The 21,648-nt window shown below is 64.8% G+C and carries 20 protein-coding genes; 13 read left to right on the top strand and 7 right to left on the bottom strand.

Annotated features, from left to right (window positions below; translation table 11 throughout):
* Window positions 1–19: 19 nt before the first annotated feature.
* The 5 genes from uppS to rpsB all read right to left on the bottom strand — a co-directional run bounded on the left by uppS (window position 20) and on the right by rpsB (window position 4,037).
* Window positions 20–775 (bottom strand): polyprenyl diphosphate synthase, encoded by a 756-nt coding sequence (gene uppS, locus ABWY06_RS06015; protein WP_353924654.1) that lies wholly within the window; start codon window positions 773–775, stop codon window positions 20–22.
* Window positions 776–788: 13 nt separating this feature from the next.
* A complete protein-coding gene (gene frr / locus ABWY06_RS06020; protein WP_353924655.1) occupies window positions 789–1,346 on the bottom strand; it encodes a ribosome recycling factor in 558 nt (185 codons plus the stop codon).
* Window positions 1,343–2,086, bottom strand: coding sequence for a UMP kinase (gene pyrH, locus ABWY06_RS06025; RefSeq protein ID WP_353924656.1), 744 nt, complete (start codon window positions 2,084–2,086; stop codon window positions 1,343–1,345). The genes frr and pyrH overlap by 4 nt, the downstream gene beginning before the upstream one ends.
* A gap of 211 nt (window positions 2,087–2,297) precedes the next feature.
* Complete coding sequence (tsf, locus tag ABWY06_RS06030; protein WP_353924657.1) at window positions 2,298–3,167, bottom strand: translation elongation factor Ts; 870 nt, start codon at window positions 3,165–3,167, stop codon at window positions 2,298–2,300.
* Window positions 3,168–3,293: 126 nt separating this feature from the next.
* Window positions 3,294–4,037, bottom strand: a complete 744-nt coding sequence (gene rpsB / locus ABWY06_RS06035; RefSeq protein WP_353924658.1) for a 30S ribosomal protein S2 — start codon at window positions 4,035–4,037, stop codon at window positions 3,294–3,296.
* Between the two features lie 313 nt (window positions 4,038–4,350).
* On the opposite strand from rpsB, the gene map reads away from it, so the two are divergent.
* From map to ABWY06_RS06080, 9 genes are all read left to right on the top strand, one after another.
* Window positions 4,351–5,133: a type I methionyl aminopeptidase gene (gene map, locus ABWY06_RS06040; protein WP_353924659.1), complete on the top strand. Its 783-nt coding sequence runs from the start codon at window positions 4,351–4,353 to the stop codon at window positions 5,131–5,133.
* Window positions 5,134–5,161: 28 nt separating this feature from the next.
* Window positions 5,162–7,864 (top strand): [protein-PII] uridylyltransferase, encoded by a 2,703-nt coding sequence (locus ABWY06_RS06045; protein ID WP_353924660.1) that lies wholly within the window; start codon window positions 5,162–5,164, stop codon window positions 7,862–7,864.
* 27 nt (window positions 7,865–7,891) lie between these two features.
* Complete coding sequence (dapC, locus tag ABWY06_RS06050) at window positions 7,892–9,094, top strand: succinyldiaminopimelate transaminase (RefSeq protein ID WP_353924661.1); 1,203 nt, start codon at window positions 7,892–7,894, stop codon at window positions 9,092–9,094.
* A gap of 112 nt (window positions 9,095–9,206) precedes the next feature.
* A complete protein-coding gene (locus ABWY06_RS06055) occupies window positions 9,207–9,824 on the top strand; it encodes a hypothetical protein (RefSeq protein WP_353924662.1) in 618 nt (205 codons plus the stop codon).
* 224 nt (window positions 9,825–10,048) lie between these two features.
* The gene (locus tag ABWY06_RS06060) at window positions 10,049–10,396 is read left to right on the top strand and encodes an ArsC family reductase (protein WP_353924663.1); all 348 of its coding nucleotides are present in this window, start codon (window positions 10,049–10,051) and stop codon (window positions 10,394–10,396) included.
* A 2-nt stretch (window positions 10,397–10,398) separates the two neighbouring features.
* A complete protein-coding gene (locus ABWY06_RS06065; protein ID WP_353924678.1) occupies window positions 10,399–11,022 on the top strand; it encodes a LysE family translocator in 624 nt (207 codons plus the stop codon).
* 50 nt (window positions 11,023–11,072) lie between these two features.
* The gene (gene dapD / locus ABWY06_RS06070) at window positions 11,073–12,107 is read left to right on the top strand and encodes a 2,3,4,5-tetrahydropyridine-2,6-dicarboxylate N-succinyltransferase (RefSeq protein WP_353924664.1); all 1,035 of its coding nucleotides are present in this window, start codon (window positions 11,073–11,075) and stop codon (window positions 12,105–12,107) included.
* A 343-nt stretch (window positions 12,108–12,450) separates the two neighbouring features.
* Window positions 12,451–13,659, top strand: coding sequence for an aminotransferase class V-fold PLP-dependent enzyme (locus ABWY06_RS06075; RefSeq protein WP_353924665.1), 1,209 nt, complete (start codon window positions 12,451–12,453; stop codon window positions 13,657–13,659).
* Window positions 13,656–14,060, top strand: a complete 405-nt coding sequence (locus ABWY06_RS06080; RefSeq protein ID WP_353924666.1) for a SufE family protein — start codon at window positions 13,656–13,658, stop codon at window positions 14,058–14,060. The genes ABWY06_RS06075 and ABWY06_RS06080 overlap by 4 nt, the downstream gene beginning before the upstream one ends.
* A 284-nt stretch (window positions 14,061–14,344) precedes the next feature.
* Here the strand turns inward: ABWY06_RS06080 and ABWY06_RS06085 are convergent, their stop codons facing one another.
* A complete protein-coding gene (locus ABWY06_RS06085; protein ID WP_353924667.1) occupies window positions 14,345–15,265 on the bottom strand; it encodes a substrate-binding periplasmic protein in 921 nt (306 codons plus the stop codon).
* 118 nt (window positions 15,266–15,383) lie between these two features.
* Window positions 15,384–16,193: a tRNA cyclic N6-threonylcarbamoyladenosine(37) synthase TcdA gene (gene tcdA / locus ABWY06_RS06090; RefSeq protein WP_353924668.1), complete on the bottom strand. Its 810-nt coding sequence runs from the start codon at window positions 16,191–16,193 to the stop codon at window positions 15,384–15,386.
* Between the two features lie 268 nt (window positions 16,194–16,461).
* On the opposite strand from tcdA, the gene ABWY06_RS06095 reads away from it, so the two are divergent.
* The 4 genes from ABWY06_RS06095 (at window position 16,462) to ABWY06_RS06110 (ending at window position 21,544) form a co-directional block, all read left to right on the top strand.
* Window positions 16,462–19,053: a glycosyltransferase gene (locus ABWY06_RS06095; protein ID WP_353924669.1), complete on the top strand. Its 2,592-nt coding sequence runs from the start codon at window positions 16,462–16,464 to the stop codon at window positions 19,051–19,053.
* Window positions 19,054–19,161: 108 nt separating this feature from the next.
* Window positions 19,162–20,307, top strand: a complete 1,146-nt coding sequence (gene dapE / locus ABWY06_RS06100; RefSeq protein WP_353924670.1) for a succinyl-diaminopimelate desuccinylase — start codon at window positions 19,162–19,164, stop codon at window positions 20,305–20,307.
* Window positions 20,307–21,110, top strand: a complete 804-nt coding sequence (locus ABWY06_RS06105) for a putative RNA methyltransferase (protein WP_353924671.1) — start codon at window positions 20,307–20,309, stop codon at window positions 21,108–21,110. Before dapE ends, ABWY06_RS06105 begins: the two co-directional genes overlap by 1 nt.
* A 50-nt stretch (window positions 21,111–21,160) precedes the next feature.
* Window positions 21,161–21,544, top strand: coding sequence for a hypothetical protein (locus tag ABWY06_RS06110; protein WP_353924672.1), 384 nt, complete (start codon window positions 21,161–21,163; stop codon window positions 21,542–21,544).
* Window positions 21,545–21,648: the final 104 nt, after the last annotated feature.

Here is a 21,648-nt window from a genome sequence, read left to right on the forward strand (position 1 = left end):
ATGATTCGTTGTTTAAGCATTAAACCCGGGCTCCAGCCTCGACCTGCTCGCTCGTTTTACCGAAGCGACGCTGGCGAGAAGCGAAATCGGCCAGCGCGGTGCGCATGGCGTCGTGTTTGAAGTCCGGCCAGAACAGGTCGGAGAAGTACAACTCGGCGTACGCCAGTTGCCACAGCAGGAAGTTACTGATGCGGTGTTCGCCACCCGTACGAATGCACAGGTCCGGCAGCGGCAGGTCGCCGGTGGCCAGACAGGTTTGCAAGAGTTCCGGGGTGATGTCCTCCGGGCGCAGATGGCCGGCCTGGACTTCCCGCGCCAAACGCTGCGCGGCTTGCGCGATGTCCCACTGACCGCCGTAGTTGGCGGCGATCTGCAGGACGAAGCGATTGGCCCCCGCCGTCATGGCTTCAGCCTCACGCATGGCGGCCTGGAGTTCCGGGTGGAACCGCGAACGGTCACCAATGATGCGCAGGCTGATGTTGTTGTCGTTCAGGCGCCTGGCCTCACGACGCAGCGCCTTGAAAAAAAGATCCATCAAGGCACTGACTTCATCGGCCGGGCGCTGCCAGTTCTCGCTGGAGAAGGCAAACAGGGTCAATACCTCGACCTTGGCCTCGGCACACACCTCGATCACCGCACGAACTGCATCAACCCCCGCTTTATGCCCGGCGACACCCGGCATAAAGCGCTTTTTCGCCCAGCGATTATTACCATCCATGATGATCGCGACATGGCGCGGCACCGCGGACGGCGCAACCTGCTTGGTCTTTTCCATGAAAACGCGACCCTTATACGGCCATCAGGTCTTTTTCTTTCTGCGCCAGGTTCGCATCGATTTGAGCCACGTACTTCTTGGTCAGATCATCGATTTCGCCAGTTGCGCGACGCTCTTCGTCTTCGCTGATTTCCTTTTCCTTGACCAGATCCTTCAACTGGCTGAGGGCGTCGCGACGGATATTGCGCACCGCCACGCGACCGTCTTCCGCCGCATCACGGGCCTGCTTGGTGAAGCCCTTGCGGGTTTCCTCGGTCAGGGCCGGCATGGAAATCAGCAGCAGCTCGCCCAGGTTGGTCGGATTGAAGCCCAGGCCGGAGCTCTGGATCGCCTTGTCGACTGCCGCCAACATGTTGCGTTCGAACGCCACCACCTGCAGGGTGCGCGAATCCTTGACGGTCACGCTGGCCACCTGATTCAGCGGGGTGTCGGCGCCGTAATACGGCACCATCACGCCACCCAGGATGCTCGGATGCGCCTGGCCGGTGCGGATGCGACTGAACGCATGAGCCAGCGACTCCAGGGTTTTCTTCATGCGCTCCTGCGCGTCCTTCTTGATCTCGTTAATCATTGCTCGCCCTCCTCGATCAGGGTTCCTTCGGCGCCACCCAGCACGATATTCAGCAGGGCACCGGGTTTGTTCATATTAAATACGCGCAACGGCATCTTGTGGTCACGGCACAGGCAGATGGCCGTCAGGTCCATCACACCCAGCTTGCGGTCCAGCACCTCGTCATAGGTTAGCCGGTCGAATTTTTCCGCATGGGGGTCCTTGAACGGGTCGGCAGTGTACACCCCATCGACCTTGGTCGCCTTGAGCACCACGTCCGCATCGATCTCGATGGCACGCAGGCAGGCCGCCGAGTCGGTGGTGAAAAACGGATTGCCGGTGCCGGCGGCGAAGATCACCACGTCGCCCGAGGCCAGGTGCCGGACACCCTTGCGCCGGTCGTAATGGTCGGTCACGCCGACCATGGAAATCGCCGACATGACGATCGCCGGAATATTCGAGCGCTCCAGGGCGTCGCGCATGGCCAGGGCGTTCATCACCGTGGCGAGCATGCCCATATGGTCGCCCGTGACCCGATCCATGCCGGCCGCGCTGAGCGCCGCGCCGCGAAACAGGTTACCGCCACCGATGACCAGGCCGACCTGCACGCCGATGCCGACCAGTTGGCCGACTTCCAGGGCCATGCGATCGAGCACCTTGGGGTCGATGCCGAACTCTTCCGCGCCCATCAGGGCTTCGCCGCTAAGTTTGAGCAGAATGCGTTTATAGCGAGGTTGGCGACCACTCACCTGCTGAGCCATTGCGAGTCTCTCCTGCGGCGTGTTGAATACTGCGCAGGCCTCGATGGCCTGCGGGGGTAATGCGGTACAGCGTTGGGCACCCGTTCAGGGTACCCGGAACGGCCAGGCATGCCCGGCCAGCCCCTGAATCGACAGCAAAGTGCCGCCCTAGTTTGAAAAAGAGGCCGCGCGCGTAAGCGGGCAGCCTCTTCGGGGCGACAGCCTGGCTGTCTTACTGCTTGCTGGCGGCGAGCTGAGCGGCCACTTCGGCAGCGAAGTCCACTTCGCCCTTGTCGATGCCTTCACCTACACCGTAGCGGATAAAGGAAACGATCTCGGCACCGGCTTTCTTGGCCAGGGCACCGACGGTGACGTCGGGGTCCTTGACGAACGGCTGCTCGACCAGACTGGCTTCGGCCAGGAACTTCTGGATACGCCCACCGACCATCTTCTCGATGATTTCGGCCGGTTTGCCCTTCATTTTTTCTTCGTTCAGGCTCATGAACACCGCCTTTTCACGGGCGATGGCTTCTTCCGAGACTTCCGAGGTGTGCAGGAACTCAGGGTTGCTGGCAGCCACGTGCATGGCGATGTCGCGGGCCAAGTCGCTGTCGCCGCCCTTCAGGGAAACGATCACGCCGATCTTGTTGCCGTGCAGGTAAGCACCCAGCACGTCGCCTTCGACGCGGGTCAGGCGACGGATATTGACGTTCTCACCAACCTTGGCCACCAGCTCGACACGGGCGGTTTCGCGCGCGGCGATTAGCGGGGCGGCGTCGGTCAGTTTCTCGGCCAGCGCCTGCTCGATGCTCTCGCTGACGAACTTCTTGAAGTCGTCCTGCAGGGCCAGGAAGTCGGTCTGCGAGTTGACTTCCATGATCACGGCAGACTTGTTATCGGCGGCCAGTTTGATCGCGATGGCGCCTTCGGCAGCCACGTTACCGGCTTTCTTGGCCGCTTTGATCGCGCCCGAAGCACGCATGTCGTCGATGGCTTTTTCGATGTCGCCGCCGGCCTTGGTCAGCGCCTTCTTGCAATCCATCATGCCTTCGCCAGTGCGCTCGCGCAGTTCTTTGACCAACGCTGCAGTAATCTCTGCCATTTGAAAATTCCTCTTGGATAGGTTGTTAACCATTCCACCCGCCGGAGCGGGCGATCAATTCTAAGGTGGCAAAAAGGGGGCCTAGCCCCCTTTTTGCGCACCGAGCGACGCCAGGCGTCTGTTTACTCAGCCTTCAGCGGCTTCAGCGGCCGGGGCTTGCTCGACGAACTCGTCGGTGCCGCCATTGGCGTTGCTGCGGCCTTTGATCACGGCGTCGGCCATGGCACCCATGTACAGCTGGATGGCACGAATGGCGTCGTCGTTACCTGGGATGATGTAGTCCACACCGTCCGGGCTGCTGTTACTGTCAACCACGCCGATAACCGGGATGCCCAGCTTGTTGGCTTCGGTGATGGCGATCCGCTCGTGATCGACGTCGATCACGAACAGGGCGTCCGGCAGGCCGCCCATGTCCTTGATACCACCCAGGCTGCGATCCAGTTTTTCCAGATCACGGGTGCGCATCAGCGCTTCTTTCTTGGTCAGCTTGGTGAAGGTACCGTCTTCGGCCTGGATTTCAAGCTCACGCAGGCGCTTGATCGAGGCACGAATGGTCTTGTAGTTGGTCAGCATGCCGCCCAACCAGCGGTGATCGACGAACGGCGAACCGCAACGAGCGGCTTCTTCGCGAACGATCTTGCCAGCGGAACGCTTGGTGCCGACGAACAGGATCTTGTTCTTGCCCGATGCCAGTTTCTCAACGAAGCTCAGGGCTTCATTGAACATCGGCAGGGTTTTTTCCAGGTTGATGATGTGGATCTTGTTGCGCGCGCCGAAAATGTACTTGCCCATTTTCGGGTTCCAGTAACGGGTCTGGTGGCCGAAGTGCACACCGGCCTTCAGCATATCGCGCATATTGACTTGGGACATGTAACGTTCCTTAAAGTAAGTCGGGTTAGGCCTCCACGTATCCCAATGACCAACCCCCGGACATTCATCCGACGGCACCCAGGTCATCGTGTCGACACGTGTGTGGGGTTTGAGCTTTACCGGCACTGCCCGTAAAGCGGCGCACTTTATACCACAACAGCGACAACAGGGCTACAGCTCAAACCGTCAGCCTCCGAACCGCCGCGCCAGGGCGATCGCCCCGGCGCCTACAGCCCAAGGCCGGGGTAGTGCTAGAATCGCGCCTTCAACCGTTTTCGCCTGGCGCCCACGCGCGCCGAAGAAGAGAGTTCGCATGACCGTCACCATCAAGACGCCCGAGGAAATCGAAAAAATGCGCATCGCCGGCCGCCTGGCGGCCGAGGTGCTGGAGATGATCGGCGAGTTCGTCAAGGCGGGAGTCACCACTGACGAGTTGGACCGCATCTGCCACGACTATATCGTCGACGTGCAGCAGGCGATCCCGGCACCGCTCAACTACAAGGGCTTTCCCAAGTCGATCTGCACCTCGATCAACCACGTGGTCTGCCACGGCATCCCCAACGAGAAGCCGCTCAAGGACGGCGACGTGCTGAATATCGACGTCACCGTGATCAAGGACGGCTACCACGGCGACACCAGCAAGATGTTTATGGTCGGCAAGGTCCCCGAGTGGGCCGAACGCCTGGCGCAGGTCACCCAGGAATGCCTCTATAAAGGTATCCAGTTGGTCAAACCCGGCACCCGCCTGGGCGATATCGGCGAAGCGATCCAGAAACACGCCGAAAAGAACGGCTTCTCCGTGGTCCGCGAGTACTGCGGCCATGGCATCGGCAAGGTGTTCCATGAAGAACCGCAGGTCCTGCACTACGGCCGCGCTGGCACCGGCATGGAGCTCAAGGAAGGCATGACCTTTACCATCGAGCCGATGATCAACCAGGGCCGTGCGGAAACCCGCCTGCTCGGCGACGGCTGGACCGCCATCACCAAGGACCGCAAACTCTCGGCCCAATGGGAACACACCCTCCTGGTGACCGCCGACGGTTATGAGATCTTTACCCTGCGCAGCGACGACACCCTGCCGCGCACGTCGGCTTAACATGCTCTGACACAAGGACAGCCGTGACATGCCGCAGGTGGATCCCGAATTGTTCGACCGCGGCCAGTTCCAGGCGGAACTGGCGCTGAAGGCCAGCCCGATCGCGGCTTTCAAGAAGGCCATCCGCCGTTCCCACGAGGTGCTCGATGGGCGCTTCGCGGCCGGTCGGGATATCCGCCGCCTGGTGGAGGACCGCGCCTGGTGCGTCGACCAGCTGCTGCGCGAAGCCTGGGCCCACTTCAGCTGGAGCGAGGACGCCGATATCGCCCTGCTGGCCGTCGGCGGTTACGGCCGCGGCGAGTTGCACCCCTATTCGGACATCGACCTGCTGATCCTGCTCGACAGCGCCGACCACGAGATCTTTCGTCAACCGATCGAGGGTTTTCTCACCCTGCTGTGGGACATCGGCCTGGAAGTGGGCCAGAGCGTGCGCTCGGTGGAAGAATGCGCCGACGAGGCGCGGGCCGACCTGACGGTAATCACCAACCTGATGGAAAGCCGCACCATCGCCGGTCCAGAGCACCTGCGCCAGCGCATGCTGAGCGTCACCAGCAGCGAGCAGATGTGGCCGAGCAAGCATTTTTTCCTGGCCAAGCGCGAGGAACAACGGGGCCGCCACGCCAAGTACAACGACACCGAGTACAACCTGGAGCCCAACGTCAAGGGCTCGCCCGGTGGCCTGCGCGATATCCAGACCATCCTCTGGGTCGCGCGCCGGCACTTCGGCACGCTGAACCTGCACGCCATGATCGGCCAGGGTTTCCTGATCGAGAGCGAACAAGCGCTGCTCGCCTCCTCCCAGGCCTTCCTGTGGAAGGTCCGCTATGCCCTGCACATGCTGGCGGGGCGCGCCGAGGAGCGCCTGCTGTTCGACTACCAGCTGGGCATCGCCCGCCTGCTGGGCTTCGACGACAGCGACGCCAAGCACGCCATCGAACGTTTTATGCAGAAGTACTACCGGGTGGTGATGGGCATCGCCGAGTTGAGCGACCTGATCGTCCAGCACTTCGAGGAAGTCATCCTGCGCGCCGGCGAAAGCGGCCCGCCGCTGCCGCTGAACAGCCGCTTCCAGTTGCGCGATGGCTATATCGAGGTCACCCACCCGAACGTGTTCAAGCGCACGCCCTTCGCCCTGCTGGAAATTTTCGTGCTGATGGCCCAGCACCCGGATATCGAAGGCGTGCGCGCCGACACCATCCGCCTGTTGCGCGACCATCGCCAACTGATCGACGACGAGTTCCGCAACGATATCCGCAACACCAGCCTGTTTATCGAACTGTTCAAGTCCGAGCAGGGTATCCACCGCAACCTGCGACGGATGAACCGCTACGGCATTCTGGGGCGCTACCTGCCCGAGTTCGGCCTTATCGTCGGCCAGATGCAGCACGACCTGTTCCATATCTTCACGGTCGACGCGCATACCCTGAATGTCATCAAGCACCTGCGCAAGCTGGGCAAACCCGGGGTTGCGGAAAAATTCCCGCTGGCCAGCAAGCTGGTCGGCAAACTGGCCAAGCCCGAGCTGATCTACCTGGCCGGGCTTTACCATGACATCGGCAAGGGCCGCGGCGGCGATCACTCCGAGCTCGGCGCGGTGGATGCCGAAGCCTTTGGCCTGCGTCACCAACTGCCGCTGTGGGACATCCGCCTGATCGTCTGGCTGGTGCAGAACCACCTGGTGATGTCCACCACCGCCCAGCGCAAGGACCTGTCCGACCCCCAGGTGATCTTCGATTTCGCCCAACAGGTCGGCGACCAGACCCGCCTGGACTACCTCTATGTGCTGACCGTCGCCGACATCAACGCGACCAACCCCAGCCTGTGGAACTCCTGGCGCGCCAGCCTGCTGCGCCAGCTGTATACCGAGACCAAGCGGGCCCTGCGCCGCGGCCTGGAAAACCCGGTGGACCGCGAAGAACAGATCCGCCAGACCCAGAGCGCGGCCCTGGATATCCTGGTGCGCGCCGGTACCGACCCGGACGACGCCGAACACCTCTGGTCGCAATTGGGCGACGATTATTTCCTCCGCCACACCGCCGGCGACGTGGCCTGGCACAGCGACGCCATCCTGCAGCACCCCAACGACGGCAGCCCGCTGATCCTGATCAAGGAAACCACCCAGCGCGAATTCGAGGGCGGCACCCAGATTTTTATCTACGCCCAGGACCAGCACGATTTCTTCGCGGTGACCGTGGCCGCCATGGACCAGTTGAACCTCAATATCCATGACGCGCGCATCATCACCTCGACCAGCCGTTTTACCCTCGACACCTACGTGGTGCTGGACAACGACGGCGGCTCGATCGGCGACAACCCGGCACGGGTGCAGCAGATCCGCCGCGGGCTGACCGAGGCGCTGATCAACCCCGATGACTACCCGACCATTATCCAGCGCCGGGTACCGCGCCAGCTCAAGCACTTCGCCTTCGCGCCCCAGGTCACCATCCATAACGACGCGCAGCGCCCGGTGACCGTGCTGGAGCTGACCTCGCCGGACCGCCCCGGCCTGCTGGCGCGGGTCGGCAAGATCTTCCTGGATTTCGACCTGTCACTGCTCAATGCCAAGATCGCCACACTCGGCGAACGGGTGGAGGACGTGTTCTTCGTGACCGACGCGAACAACCAGCCGCTGTCGGATCCGGACCTCTGCACCCGCTTGCAGGACGCCATTATCGCCCAGCTGTCCGAGGCCCAGGGCCCGGGCATCGAACTGTCGCGGCTCAGCATCTGACGCCGCCCCAGCCTTGAAGAGAACGCAATGAATCACGCTTTGCAGCAGCTGCAGCCCTACCCCTTCGAGAAACTCCGCGCGCTGCTGGCCAGTGTCCAGCCGACGCCGGCCAAGACTGCGATCGCCCTGTCGATCGGCGAACCGAAACACCCTTCGCCGCCCTTCGTCGGCGAGGCACTGACCGCCCACCTCGATCAGTTGGCGGTCTACCCCAGCACCCTGGGCCTGCCGGTGCTGCGCGAAGCCATTGCCCACTGGTGCGAGCGGCGCTTCGGTGTGCCGGAGGGCTGGCTGGATCCGGTGCGCCATGTATTACCGGTGAACGGAACCCGCGAGGCGCTGTTCGCCTTTACTCAGGCGGTGGTCAACCGTGGCGACGACGCCCTGGTAATCAGCCCCAACCCCTTCTACCAGATCTACGAAGGCGCGGCGTTGCTGGCCGGGGCCCAGGCGCATTACCTGCCGTGCCTGGCGGAAAACGGGTTCAACCCGGACTTCGCCGCCGTCTCGGCCGAAACCTGGGAGCGTTGCCAGATCCTCTTCCTCTGTTCGCCAGGCAACCCGACCGGGGCGCTGATCCCGCTCGACACCCTGAAGACACTGATCGGCCTGGCTGACCAGTATGATTTTGTGATCGCCGCCGACGAGTGCTACAGCGAGCTGTATTTCGACGAACAGCAACCACCGGCGGGCCTGCTCAGCGCCTGCGTGGCCCTGGGCCGACGCGATTTCAGGCGCTGCGTGGTGTTCCACAGCCTGTCCAAGCGCTCCAACCTGCCGGGCCTGCGCTCCGGGTTCGTCGCCGGCGACGCCGAGATCCTCAAACCCTTCCTGCTGTACCGCACCTACCACGGCTGCGCGATGCCGGTGCAAACCCAGCTGGCCAGCGTCGCGGCCTGGAACGACGAGGCCCATGTGCGGGCCAACCGCACCCTGTACCGGGAAAAATTCGACGCCGTGCTGGCCATTCTCAGCCCGGTACTGGACGTGCAGCGCCCGGACGGCGGCTTCTACCTCTGGGCCAAGACGCCGCTGGACGATGCCGAGTTCACCCGCCGGCTGTACGCCGAGCAGCACGTGACCGTGGTCCCGGGCTCCTACCTGTCCCGCGAGGTCGACGGCTTCAACCCCGGTGCCGGGCGCATCCGCCTGGCCCTGGTGGCACCGCTGGCCGAATGCGTGGAGGCCGCGCAACGGATTCGCAGCTTTGTCGAGGCATTGTCGACCTGAGGGACTCAACCCCCTGGATACGACCCTGGCGCGACCTGCGCCCGGACCCGACCAGCAGCACTGAACGGGGCAACGCCCACGACGACCAGAAGCCCACCACAAGGACAGTTCAATGACGATTCGAACACGGGCGCTGGCGGCCCTTGCTATGGCCGTGCTGGCAGGCTGCGGCACCAAGGCCAACACCCTCAATATCGACGGCCGGGGTTATGCAAAAAGCCTGGGCGCCCATAACGGCCCAGTATGCCTGCTCAAGGGCGTGCTGCCCGCGCAGTTCGAGCACCAGGTGGTCGGGACGCTCAAGGGCAACCGGCAGGTGCCGGGCAACTTCGAGGGGGTTCGTGTCGCCATGGCCAACGAGGCACGCAACAAGGGCGCGGATGTCGTGGAAAACCTGGTGATGGAACAGGACTGGGCCTTTCGCGGCATTTTCCTGCTTCGCCCCATTGGCCAGGGCCAGGCCCTGCGCTTGCGCGACCCGGGCGCCCTGGATTGCCTGGCACTCGGTGGCCTGAAATACGGCACCGGACAGCGCCAGGCGGATCCGCAACCGACCTCGGTGCAGGCGCCGCTAGCGGCACCGGTACCGGCCGCTGAGAAGGCGTCTACGCCCCTTAGGAGCGAGAGCACAGCCGGCGGCAGTTACGACGACTGCATCCGGCGGGTCATGCGCATTTCCGACCCGCAGCTGCGGCTCAAGGGTATGGAGGCCTGCGACACACTCAACTGAAAGAACCCCTGACGGCCTAACTGACCGGCGCGCGCCGCCCTGTGCCCTGGGCATGGCCAGCGCGCGTCAGACCAGACAGCGGCACGGCCGCCGCCGCGCCATGCCCAGCAGACGTTACCGCGACAGACGGCGTAGCCAAGGGATCGACGTGGCATAATCGTTGAAACAGTTTTGGCGATATATTGGGGAGGTTTTGGGGAGCCCCGTTCAGCCCAGGAAAAACAATGACTTACACCCTCTATGGCATCAAGGCCTGCGACACCATGAAAAAGGCCCGTACCTGGCTCGATGAGCATGGCGCGGCCTACGACTTCCATGACTACAAAAGCCTCGGCGCCGACCCGCTGCAGCTCGAGCGCTGGTGCAACGAACACGGCTGGCAAACCCTGCTCAACCGCGCCGGTACCACCTTCCGCAAACTGGACGAGGCGCAAAAAGCCGACCTCGACCAGGCCAAGGCCATCGCCCTGATGCTGGCCCAGCCGTCGATGATCAAACGGCCAGTGCTGGACCTGGGCGAACGGACGCTGGTCGGCTTCAAACCGGACCTGTACGCCATGGCCCTGGCATGAGCATGGATATAGCCGCCTGGGCGCTGTTCCTGCCGGCCTGTTTCGCCTTGAACATGGCGCCGGGACCGAACAACCTGCTGTCGCTGCACAATGCCGCGCGCCAGGGCTTGCGCACTGCCTGTACCGCCGGCCTGGGTCGGCTGCTGGCCTTCGCCGGCATGCTGACTTTGGCGGCCTCCGGCCTGGCCCTGGTGCTGCAGGCGTCGGCCACGCTGTTCTGGGTGATCAAGCTGCTCGGCGCGGCGTACCTGTTCTGGCTCGCCGTGCAGCTGTGGCGGGCCGCGCCCGAGGCCCTCGATGGCGGCGACGGGCAACGGCGCTCGCTGTTCCAGCTGGCACGCCAGGAGTTCTGGGTCGCCGCCGGCAACCCCAAGGCCATTTTGATTTTCACCGCTTTTCTGCCGCAGTTCGTCGACCCGCAGCGCCCGGTGGCCGTTCAGTTCGCTGCCCTGGGCGTGGCGTTCCTGCTGCTGGAATGGCTGGCGATCGGTTTGTATGCCCTGGCGGGCGTGCACCTGGGTCGTCTGTTGGCGGGCCAGCGGGCCCGGCAACTGTTTAACCGGGGCTGCGCCACGCTGCTGGGCGCCGCCGGATTGGGTCTGCTGCTGAGCCGCCGGCCCGGCTGAAGTATTGCTTTCCATTTTTTGACTGATTCGATTTCGCACGAGGAATTTGCATGTCCACTACCTTGTACAGCCTGGCCTTCGGTGTCGGCACTCAGAACCGTCAGGGCGCCTGGCTGGAAGTCTTTTACGCCCAGCCATTGCTTGCGCCGGCCGCCGAACTGGTGGCCGTGGTCGCCGCCCAGCTGAACTACAGCGGCGGCAACCAGGCCATCGCCTTCAGCACCGCCCAGGCCGGCGCCCTGGCCGAAGCGCTGAAAGGCGTCGACAGCACCCAGGCGGCGCTGCTGACCCGGCTTGCCGAAAGCCATCAGCCGCTGGTCGCCACCCTGCTGGCCGACGACGTCGCGCTGACCTCCACCCCCGAGGCCTACCTCAAGCTGCACCTGCTGTCCCATCGCCTGGTCAAGCCCCATGGGCAGAACCTGACCGGCATCTTCCCCCTGTTGCCCAACGTCGCCTGGACCAGCCAGGGTGCCGTCGACCTCGCCGAGCTGGCCGAGCGGCAACTGGAAGCGCGCCTCAAAGGCGAACTGCTGGAAGTCTTCTCGGTGGACAAGTTCCCCAAGATGACCGACTACGTGGTGCCGAGCGGCGTGCGCCTGGCGGACAGCGCGCGGATTCGCCTGGGCGCCTATGTCGGCGAAGGCACCACGGTCATGCACGAAGGTTTTATCAACTTCAACGCCGGCACGGCCGGGCCGGGCATGATCGAAGGCCGCGTCTCGGCCGGCGTGTTCGTCGGCAAGGGCTCGGACCTGGGTGGCGGCTGCTCGACCATGGGCACCCTGTCCGGTGGCGGCAATATCATCATCTCGGTCGGCGAAGGCTGCCTGATCGGCGCCAACGCCGGCATCGGCATTCCCCTGGGCGACCGCAACACCGTCGAATCGGGGCTCTACCTCACCGCCGGCACCAAGGTGGCGCTGCTGGACGATCAGAACCAGCTGGTCAAGGTGCTCAAGGCCCGTGAGCTGGCCGGCCAACCAGACTTGCTGTTTCGCCGCAACTCCCAGAGCGGTGCGGTGGAATGCAAGAGCCATAAGTCGGCCATCGAGCTGAATGAGGCCCTGCACGCCCACAATTAAAAAATTGTTTTGACGCTGCTGCGCTCGACCATGCTGCGTTGAAATCAGGCTCGGGCTGCTCATTTACGGCTCGTAAACTGCGCGCCCTCGCCTGATTTCGCCTTGCCTGGTTTTCGCTCGCGACGCCTCAAATTCAATTTTTATCGGCAAGCCGCACGCACTGTTTTGTCCTCTCTCCCTCTGGCAGAGGACCGGAGTGAGAGAGCCGTGCGTTACCGCGAAACCATCCAGGCGAACGCCTACAGCTTTATCCTCCCCGGGAGAGGGGGTGAGGGCTTGAACCTTATCGCTTGAAGCTTGAAGCTTGCAGCTTGCTCCTGAATGCTCCTCAACAGTGAGACCTATGGTTCCCCTACCCTCCCCCTGGCGCGCGGATTTTCCGGCGCTGGCGGCCCTCGCCGCCGAAGGCCAGACCTACCTGGACAGCGCCGCCACGGCGCAAAAGCCCCAGGTGGTGATCGACCGCCTGAGCCAGTACTACAGCCAGGGTGCGGCCAATGTGCACCGCGCCCAGCATCTACCGGGCGAGCGCGCGACCCGCGCGTTTGAGGCCTGCCGCGCCAGCGCGGCGCGCTGGCTGAAGGCCTCGGACTGCGGCCAGATCATCTTCACCCGGGGCGCCACCGAGGCGCTGAACCTGCTGGCCTACGGACTGCAAGGGCAGTTCCAGGCAGGTGACGAGCTGGTCATCAGCGCCCTGGAGCATCACGCCAACCTGCTGCCCTGGCAACAACTGGCACGGCGCCAGGGATTGACGCTGCACGTCCTGCCCCTCGACGAACACGGCAGCATCGACCTGGACCAGGCCGCGCGGCTGATCGGCCCGCGCACCCGTTTGCTGGCCGTCAGCCAGTTGTCCAATGTGCTGGGCCGCTGGCAACCGCTGGACGCCCTGTTGGCGTTGGCCCGCGCCCAGGGCGCACTGACCGTGGTGGATGGCGCCCAAGGCGCGGTGCATGGGCGCCAGGACCTGCAGGCCCTGGGCTGCGACTTCTATGTCTGCTCCAGCCACAAGCTCTATGGCCCGGACGGGGTGGGCCTGCTGTATGGACGGCATAAGGCCTTGGCGCGCCTGCAGCATTGGCAGTTCGGCGGCGAGATGGTGCTGCATACCGGTTATGTCGACGCCCAGTTCCGTCCCGCGCCCCTGGGCTTCGAGGCCGGCACGCCGCCGATCGCCGGAGTGATTGGCCTGGGCGCCGCGCTGGACTACCTGGAAAACCTGCCGGGCGCGGCGGTCGCCGCCCATGAAGCCGCCCTGCACGCCCAGTTGTTGGCCGGCTTGTCCGCCATACCCGGCCTGCGCCTGCTGGGCAACCCGGAAATCGCTCTGGCCAGTTTTGTCATCGAGGGGGTGCACAGTGCCGATCTGGCGCACCTGCTGACCGACCAGGGGATCGCCGTGCGCAACGGTCATCATTGCGCCATGCCGCTGCTCGACCGCCTGGGGATCAGCGGCGCGCTGCGGGTGTCCCTGGGGCTGTACAACGATGGCGACGACCTGGCGCGCTTCTTCAGCGCGCTCGATCAGGCCCTGGGGCTGTTGCGATGACCTTGCCCGCCGCCGCCGACATGGCCCTGCAAGCTTTTACCGCCGCCGCCGGCTGGGAGCAGCGGGCCCGGCTCCTGATGCAATGGGGCGAGCGCCTGCCCGCGCTGGATCCGGGCGAATGCTGCGAGGCCAACCGGGTCATGGGCTGCGAAAGCCGGGTCTGGCTGCTGGCCGAGCGCGTCGATGGCCACTGGCGCTTTCGCGCCAGCAGTGACGCCCGCCTGCTGCGGGGCCTGCTGGCCTTGTTGCTGGCCCGGGTGGACGGCCTGGACGATACGCAGTTGGCGAACCTCGACCTGGCCGACTGGTTCGCCCAACTGGGCCTGTCCCGCCAGTTGTCACCCTCGCGCAACAATGGCCTGCAGGCGGTGCTGCAACGGATGCGCGAGTACCTGGCCTGATCGACGCTGAATACTGCTCGGGAACACCAGTCGTCCGCATGTCACCCAGGGGTGGCGATTAAACCGTTATTGCCGCGAGGGTGGGAGTCTCGCCGTCGTTCCCGCGCAAGCGAGAGCCCAGGTGCGCAAAGGTCCTGGATACCCGCCTACGCGGGTATGACGGGGTCTGGAGGGCGGGTGGGAATCTCGCCGTTGTTCCCGCGCAGGCGGGAACCCAGGTGCGCCGAGGTCCCTGGATACCCGCCTACGCGGGTATGACGGGTGTCTGCTGAGGTGCAAATGCCCTAGCGAACCGACTGGTTGCGCAACTCCCGCCCTGGCGCAACCGGCGACGGCATCCAGCTCAGCGGATCGCCGTCGCGCACGGCCTGTTGCAAGCGTGCCAGGTCACCGTTGGCGGTCATTTTTTTCAGACCCTGGTTGAAGGCGGCCAGCAACTCGGCGCCCCGCGGGTCGTCACGGCGAAACAGCAGGTGCAGCGGCAAGGTGGCCAAGGGCAGGGGGTGATGGGTAAACGCCTGGCCGCCATCGGCCGGGTAGAGGCGACGCAACATGGCATAGCCCACGGAGCGCTCCTGCGGATAGAGCTGGATCCGTCCCAGTTCCAGCAGACGGAAATTGGCATCCTCCCGTGAGCTACGGGTGACTTGCAGTTGGCCGCTGTTCTCCGCCTGGGCAAAATCCTCGCCGTAGAAATAGCCGAGGGACGCACCAATGCTGTAGTCCTTGAGGTCTGTCAGGGCGGTCCATTCGAACGGCCAGTCCTTGCGATGGAAAAACACCATTTCATCCCGCACCAACGGCGCGCTGCACCAGCTGAACGCCTGCCGAACCTGAGAACAGGCATAGGGCATGATGGCGTCCAGGCTACCCTTCTGCAGCATCAGCGCATTGCGGTCCCAGGGATAATAGGTAAAACGCACCTGATAACCGACCTGCCGAAAGGCGGCCGTCACCAGGCGCCCCAGAACCCCGCCATCCTCGCGCCGCTCGTCCACATAGGGCTGCCAATCCCCCGAGCCGACCAACACCACCTTGGGATCCCGCGCTTCCTCCGCCGTTAATGGCAAACCACTCGCGGGTAACTGGGCCAGCAGCGGGCCCGCCAGCAGGCCAAGCAGCACCAGCAAGCCGGCCCGCACCAGGGCGCAGGCCCTGGGCGTGGCTGGGGGACGCGCGACACGGGACGAGGAGGACAACAGCAAGGGCTTACCTCCGGTTCACAGGACAAGGCGGCGCGAACGGCCCCGGCGCCCCGGAAGCCGCGAACGACGGACCACCTGAATAGAATAGCCAGCTTTAACGAGGGCGGAACCCGGGCTGTCAGGGGGCCTGGAGTCGTTCCGCGGGACGGCGGGCGCCGGCCACCAACTTGTCCACCGCCCGGGCCGCGGCGACCATGCCAAAGGTCGCCGTCACCATCATCACCGCGCCCAGGCCGCCGCTGCAATCGAGCTTGGTCCCCTCGGCATCGCCAAACTTCTTCTGCAGGCAGATGCTGCCGTCCGGCTTGGGATAACGCAGTTGCTCGCTGGAAAACACGCAGGCCACGCTGTAGTGGCGGCCCGGCGTGCGGGAAAAGCCGTAATCGCGGCGCAGCATCGAGCGTACGCTGGAGGCCAGCGGGTCGTTGAAGGTCTTGTTCAGGTCCGCGACCTGGACCTGGGTCGGGTCAAGCTGCCCGCCGGCGCCGCCGGTGGTGACGATCTGGATCTTGCGCCGTTTGCACCAGGCGATCAGCGCCGCCTTGGCGCTGACGCTGTCGATGCAGTCCACCACGCAATCCAGGTCAGGCGTGATGCACGCGGCCATGGTCTCGCGTGTGACGAACTCTTCCACCTCGTGCACCACGCAAGCCGGGTTGATCGCGCGCAGGCGCTCGGCCATGACCGCGACCTTGCTGCGCCCGATGGTGCCCTGCAGGGTATGCAGCTGACGGTTGCTGTTGCTCACGCAGATATCGTCCAGGTCAAACAGCGACAACTCGCCGACCCCGCTGCGGGCCAACGCCTCGGCCACCCAGGAGCCCACACCCCCGACCCCGACCACCGCCACATGGGCCGCCGCCAACCGCTCAGCCCCTTGCTGGCCGTACAGCCGGACAATGCCGCCAAACCGTTCATCCACGCTCATTCACTCACCTCGACTGGGCCCCACCGCGGGAGCGGCGCGCATTATAGGAAGCCCGGCGCCTGCACCCAAGCTTTACAGCCAGGCGGTCGCGGTTCGGCGCCACCGAAGGCAACGAACTTATCGCCCGCCCGGCGGACCAACCTAGGCCGACCGTGCACCCCCATCCGGCGCGGGGCAAGAGCTATACAGGCCCTGCGGGCCCGAGTAGCATGCGCGCCATCCGGCGCTCGTCGGTTTTCCCTGGTCCACTTGTAGAATCCTGACCTCTATGCCTTCGCGTAAATTTGGACTCAACCTGGTGATGGTGGTGGCGATCGCCGCCCTGTTCACCGGTTTCTGGGCGCTGTACAACCGCCCGGTCACCGCCCCTGAATGGCCCGAGCAGATTTCCGGCTATTCCTACTCGCCGTTTCGCGCGGACCAGAACCCGCAGCAGAACCGTTACCCCAACGACGAGCAGATCCGCGACGACCTCGAACTGCTGAGCAAGCAGACCGACAGTATCCGCATCTATTCGGTCGACGGCACCCTGGACCAGATCCCGCGGATCGCCGAAGAATTCGGCCTGCGCGTGACCCTGGGCATCTGGATCAGCCCGGACCAGGAGCGCAACGAGCGGGAAATCCTCAAGGCCATCGAGATCGCCAACGACTCGCGCAGCGTCGTGCGGGTGGTGGTCGGCAACGAAGCGCTGTTCCGCCGGGAAATCACCCCCGAGGCCCTGAGCGCCTACCTCGACCGGGTACGCGCGGCCGTCAAGGTACCGGTGACCACCTCCGAGCAGTGGCACATCTGGCAGGAATTCCCCGAACTGGCCCAGCACGTCGACCTAATCGCCGCTCACGTGCTGCCCTATTGGGAATTCGTGCCGATGGAGGACTCCACCCAGTTCGTCCTCGACCGCGCCAAGGACCTGAAGAAACTCTTTCCGAAAAAGCCCCTGCTGCTGTCGGAGGTTGGCTGGCCAAGCAACGGCCGCATGCGCGGCGGTGCCGACGCCTCCCAGGCGGACCAGGCCATCTACCTGCGCACCCTGGTCACCGCGCTCAACGCCCAGGGCTACAACTATTTCGTTATCGAAGCCTTCGACCAGCCCTGGAAGGCCAGCGACGAAGGGTCGGTCGGCGCCTACTGGGGCGTCTACAACCTCGATCGCCAACCCAAGTTCGCCTTCGAGGGCCCGGTGGTGGCCATTCCGCAATGGCGAGTCCTGGCCATCGGCTCGGTGGTGCTGGCCATGCTCGCCCTGGCCCTGCTGCTGATTGACGGCAGTGCCCTGCGCCAGCGCGGTCGTACCTTCCTGACCTTCGTCGCCTTTGCCGGCGGCTCGGCCCTGGTGTGGATCGGCTACGACTACAGCCAGCAATACAGCACCTGGTTCAGCATGACGGTCGGAGTGCTGTTGGGCATCGGCGCCTTCGGCGTCTTTATTGTGCTGCTCACCGAGGCCCATGAACTGGCCGAGGCGGTCTGGGTGCGCGACCGTCGCCGGCCCTTCCTGCCGGTGCACGGCGACAGCCACTACCGGCCCAAGGTGTCGGTCCACGTGCCCTGCTACAACGAGCCGCCGGAGATGGTCAAACAGACCCTCGACGCCCTGGCCAACCTCGATTACCCGGACTTCGAAGTCCTGATCATCGACAACAACACCAAGGACCCGGCGGTGTGGGAGCCGGTGCGCGACTACTGCGAGCTGCTCGGCCCGCGCTTCAAGTTCTTCCATGTTGCGCCCCTGGCCGGCTTCAAGGGCGGCGCGCTGAACTACATCATCCCGCACACCGCGCCCGATGCCGAAGTGATCGCGGTGATCGACTCGGATTACTGCGTGGACCGCAACTGGCTCAAGCACATGGTGCCGCACTTCGCCGATCCGAAAATCGCCGTGGTGCAATCACCCCAGGATTACCGCGACCAGAACGGCAGCACCTTCAAAAAGCTCTGCTACGCCGAGTACAAGGGCTTCTTCCATATCGGCATGGTTACCCGCAACGACCGCGACGCGATCATCCAGCACGGCACCATGACCATGACCCGCCGCTCGGTGCTCGACGAGCTGGGTTGGGCCGACTGGTGCATCTGCGAGGATGCCGAACTGGGCCTGCGGGTGTTCGAGAAAGGCTATTCTGCCGCCTATGCCCATGACAGCTATGGCAAGGGGCTGATGCCCGACACCTTTATCGACTTCAAGAAACAGCGTTTCCGTTGGGCCTACGGCGCCATCCAGATCATGAAGCGCCACGTGCGCAGCCTGTTCCTGGGCAAGGACAGCGAACTGACCCGCGGCCAGCGTTATCACTTCGTGGCCGGCTGGCTGCCCTGGGTCGCCGACGGCATGAACATCTTCTTTACCGTCGGTGCCCTGCTCTGGTCCGCGGCGATGATCATAGTGCCGCAACGGGTCGATCCGCCGCTGCTGATCTTCGCCATCCCGCCCTTGGCGCTGTTCGTCTTCAAGGTCGGCAAGATCGTGTTCCTCTACCAGCGCGCGGTCGGGGTCAACCTGAAGGATGCCTTCGCCGCGGCCCTGGCCGGTCTGGCGCTGTCGCACACCATCGCCAAGGCCGTGCTCTACGGGCTGTTCACCAGCAGTATCCCGTTCTTCCGCACGCCGAAGATGGCCTCCAACCACGGCATCATGGTGGCGCTGGCCGAGGCCCGCGAGGAGGTCTTTATCATGTTGCTGCTGTGGGGCTCGGCGGTGGGTATCGGTATCGTCCAGGGTTTCCCCAGTGCCGACGTGAAGTTCTGGGTGGCCATGCTGCTGGTGCAGTCGTTGCCCTACCTGGCGGCGCTGATCATGGCGCTGCTGTCCTCGCTGCCCAAGCCGGAGGAAGTCGGCGAGCCGGCGCCCGCCGCGTAACGGCCGGCCAGGCGTCACCTAGTCAAGACGGCGGCCAATGGCCGCCGTTTTGCGTTATTTTGCTTTAAGATGGCGACCTTTCCGTTTTGCTGCCGTGCTGGAGTTGCAATGACCACCCTGTCGCCCACCCTCGAACTCGCCTGCGCCCTGATCCGCCGCCCGTCCGTGACCCCGGTCGACGAAGGTTGCCAGGAGCTGATGTGCCGGCGCCTGGCGGCCCTGGGCTTTGCCGTGGAGCCGATGCGCATCGAAGACGTGGACAACTTCTGGGCCACCCACGGCCGCAGCGGCGATGGCCCGGTGCTGTGTTTCGCCGGGCACACCGACGTGGTCCCCACCGGTCCCTTGCAGGCCTGGCAACACCAGCCATTCGACGCCCTGATCGACGAGCAGGGCATGCTCTGCGGCCGCGGCGCGGCGGACATGAAAGGCAGCCTGGCGTCGATGATCATCGCCGTCGAGCGCTTTGTCGCCGACTACCCGGACCATCGCGGGCGCATCGCCTTTCTGATCACCAGCGACGAGGAGGGCCCGGCCCATCATGGCACCAAGGCCGTGGTCGAGCGCCTGCGCGCCCGCGGCGAACGCCTGGACTGGTGCATCGTTGGCGAACCCTCGAGTACCGAACTGGTCGGTGACGTGGTGAAGAACGGCCGCCGCGGCTCGCTCGGCGCGACCCTGACGGTGCGCGGCCAGCAGGGCCATGTGGCCTACCCGCACCTGGCGAAGAACCCGATCCACCTGGCCGCGGGCGCCCTGGCCGAACTGGCCGCCGAACACTGGGACGAAGGCAATGCGTTTTTCCCGCCGACCAGCTTCCAGATCTCCAACCTCAACTCCGGCACCGGGGCGACCAATGTCATCCCCGGCGAGTTGACGGCGGTGTTCAACTTCCGCTTCTCTACCGAATCGACCGTCGAGGGCCTGCAGCAGCGGGTCAGCACCCTGCTCGACCGCCACGGCCTGGACTGGCAGATCGACTGGGCATTGTCCGGCCTGCCCTTTTTGACCGAGCCCGGCGCCCTGCTGGATGGCGTGGCCGCCAGCATCAAGGCCGTCACCGGCCGCGACACGCGTGCCTCGACCAGTGGCGGCACTTCCGACGGGCGCTTTATCGCCACCCTGGGCACCCAGGTGGTCGAGCTGGGTCCGGTCAACGCCACCATTCACCAGATCGACGAACGCGTCCTGGCCAGCGACCTGGAGGTCCTGACCGAGATCTATTACCAGACCCTCGTGAACCTGCTGGCCTGATGCTCACCTGTCCGATCTGCCAGCAAGCCCTGGTCGCCGTCGACAACGGGGTGAGCTGTCCGCTCGGCCATCGTTTCGATCGCGCCCGCCAGGGGTACCTGAACCTGCTGCCGGTGCAGCACAAGAACAGCCGTGATCCTGGCGACAACCAGGCGATGGTCGAGGCCCGCCGACGCTTTCTCGACGGCGGTCACTACGCGCCGCTGGCGGCACGCCTGGCCGCGCTGGGCGCCGAGCGCGCGCCACAGCGCTGGCTGGACATCGGCTGCGGCGAGGGTTACTACACCGCCCAGCTGGCCGCCGCCCTGCCCGAGGCCGAGGGTTATGCCCTGGACATCTCCCGCGAGGCGGTCAAACGCGCCTGCCGGCGGGCGCCGCAGCTGACCTGGCTGATAGCCAGTATGGCGCGTGTGCCCCTGGCCGATGCCAGCTGCCAGTTCCTCGCCAGCGTGTTCAGCCCGCTGGACTGGCAGGAAGCCCAACGCCTGCTGGCCCCTGGCGGCGGCCTGATGCGGGTCGGCCCCAGCAGCGACCACTTGCTGCAGCTGCGGGAAAAACTCTATGACCAGGTGCGCGACTACAGCGACGACAAACACCTGGCCCTGGTGCCGGACGGCATGCGCCTGGCCCATGGCGAGACCCTGAGCTTTACCCTGAACCTGAGCGAAGCCCAGGACCGTGCCGACCTGCTGGCCATGACTCCCCACGGCTGGCGCGCCAGCGCCGAGCGCCGCGCCGCGGTGGTCGCCGAGCCGCTGGAAGTGACGGTCGCCATCCGCTTCGATTGGTTCGAACGGCACTGATCGCCGTCTTCTTTCACCACGCCGCGCCGCGGCCAGAGGATTTACCTGTCATGCGTCAACCGGATATCGAAATCTACCTGAAGGACGCCGATCACCAGGCGGTGGCGGCCTGGCTCGGCGCGGCCCTGGGTCCCTGCTCGCCTTGGCGGCAACAAGGCCAGACCTACAAATGCAGCCTGGACAGCCCGGCCGGGGTCATTCCCCTGACCTGGCTGCCCAAGGCCGTGGGCAAGTGGAGCAGCCTGTTCCTGGAAAGCGATCAGACGCCCTGGGAAGATGACCTGGCCTTCGCCCGCGCCGCCTACGCCGCCCTGGGCGTGGAAATCCGCTGCGCACCGGGGGGCTGGCAGGAAGAAGAAAGTGTGGAAGACGCCGACCGTTGGGTACGCCTGAGCGCCGACGGCGAAGAAGAGATCACCTGGCACACCAGCTGAGACCCGCGGGCGTTGCCTGGGCGGACCCCGCCCTACCGGAGCCCACATACGCCACACCGGCCGTGAAAACCACGCCAAACCGCTTTCGTAGGGCGGGCAGCGCC

The organism is Pseudomonas sp. (assembly GCF_040514055.1).
In the GTDB taxonomy this organism is placed as follows: Bacteria; Pseudomonadota; Gammaproteobacteria; order Pseudomonadales; family Pseudomonadaceae; genus Aquipseudomonas.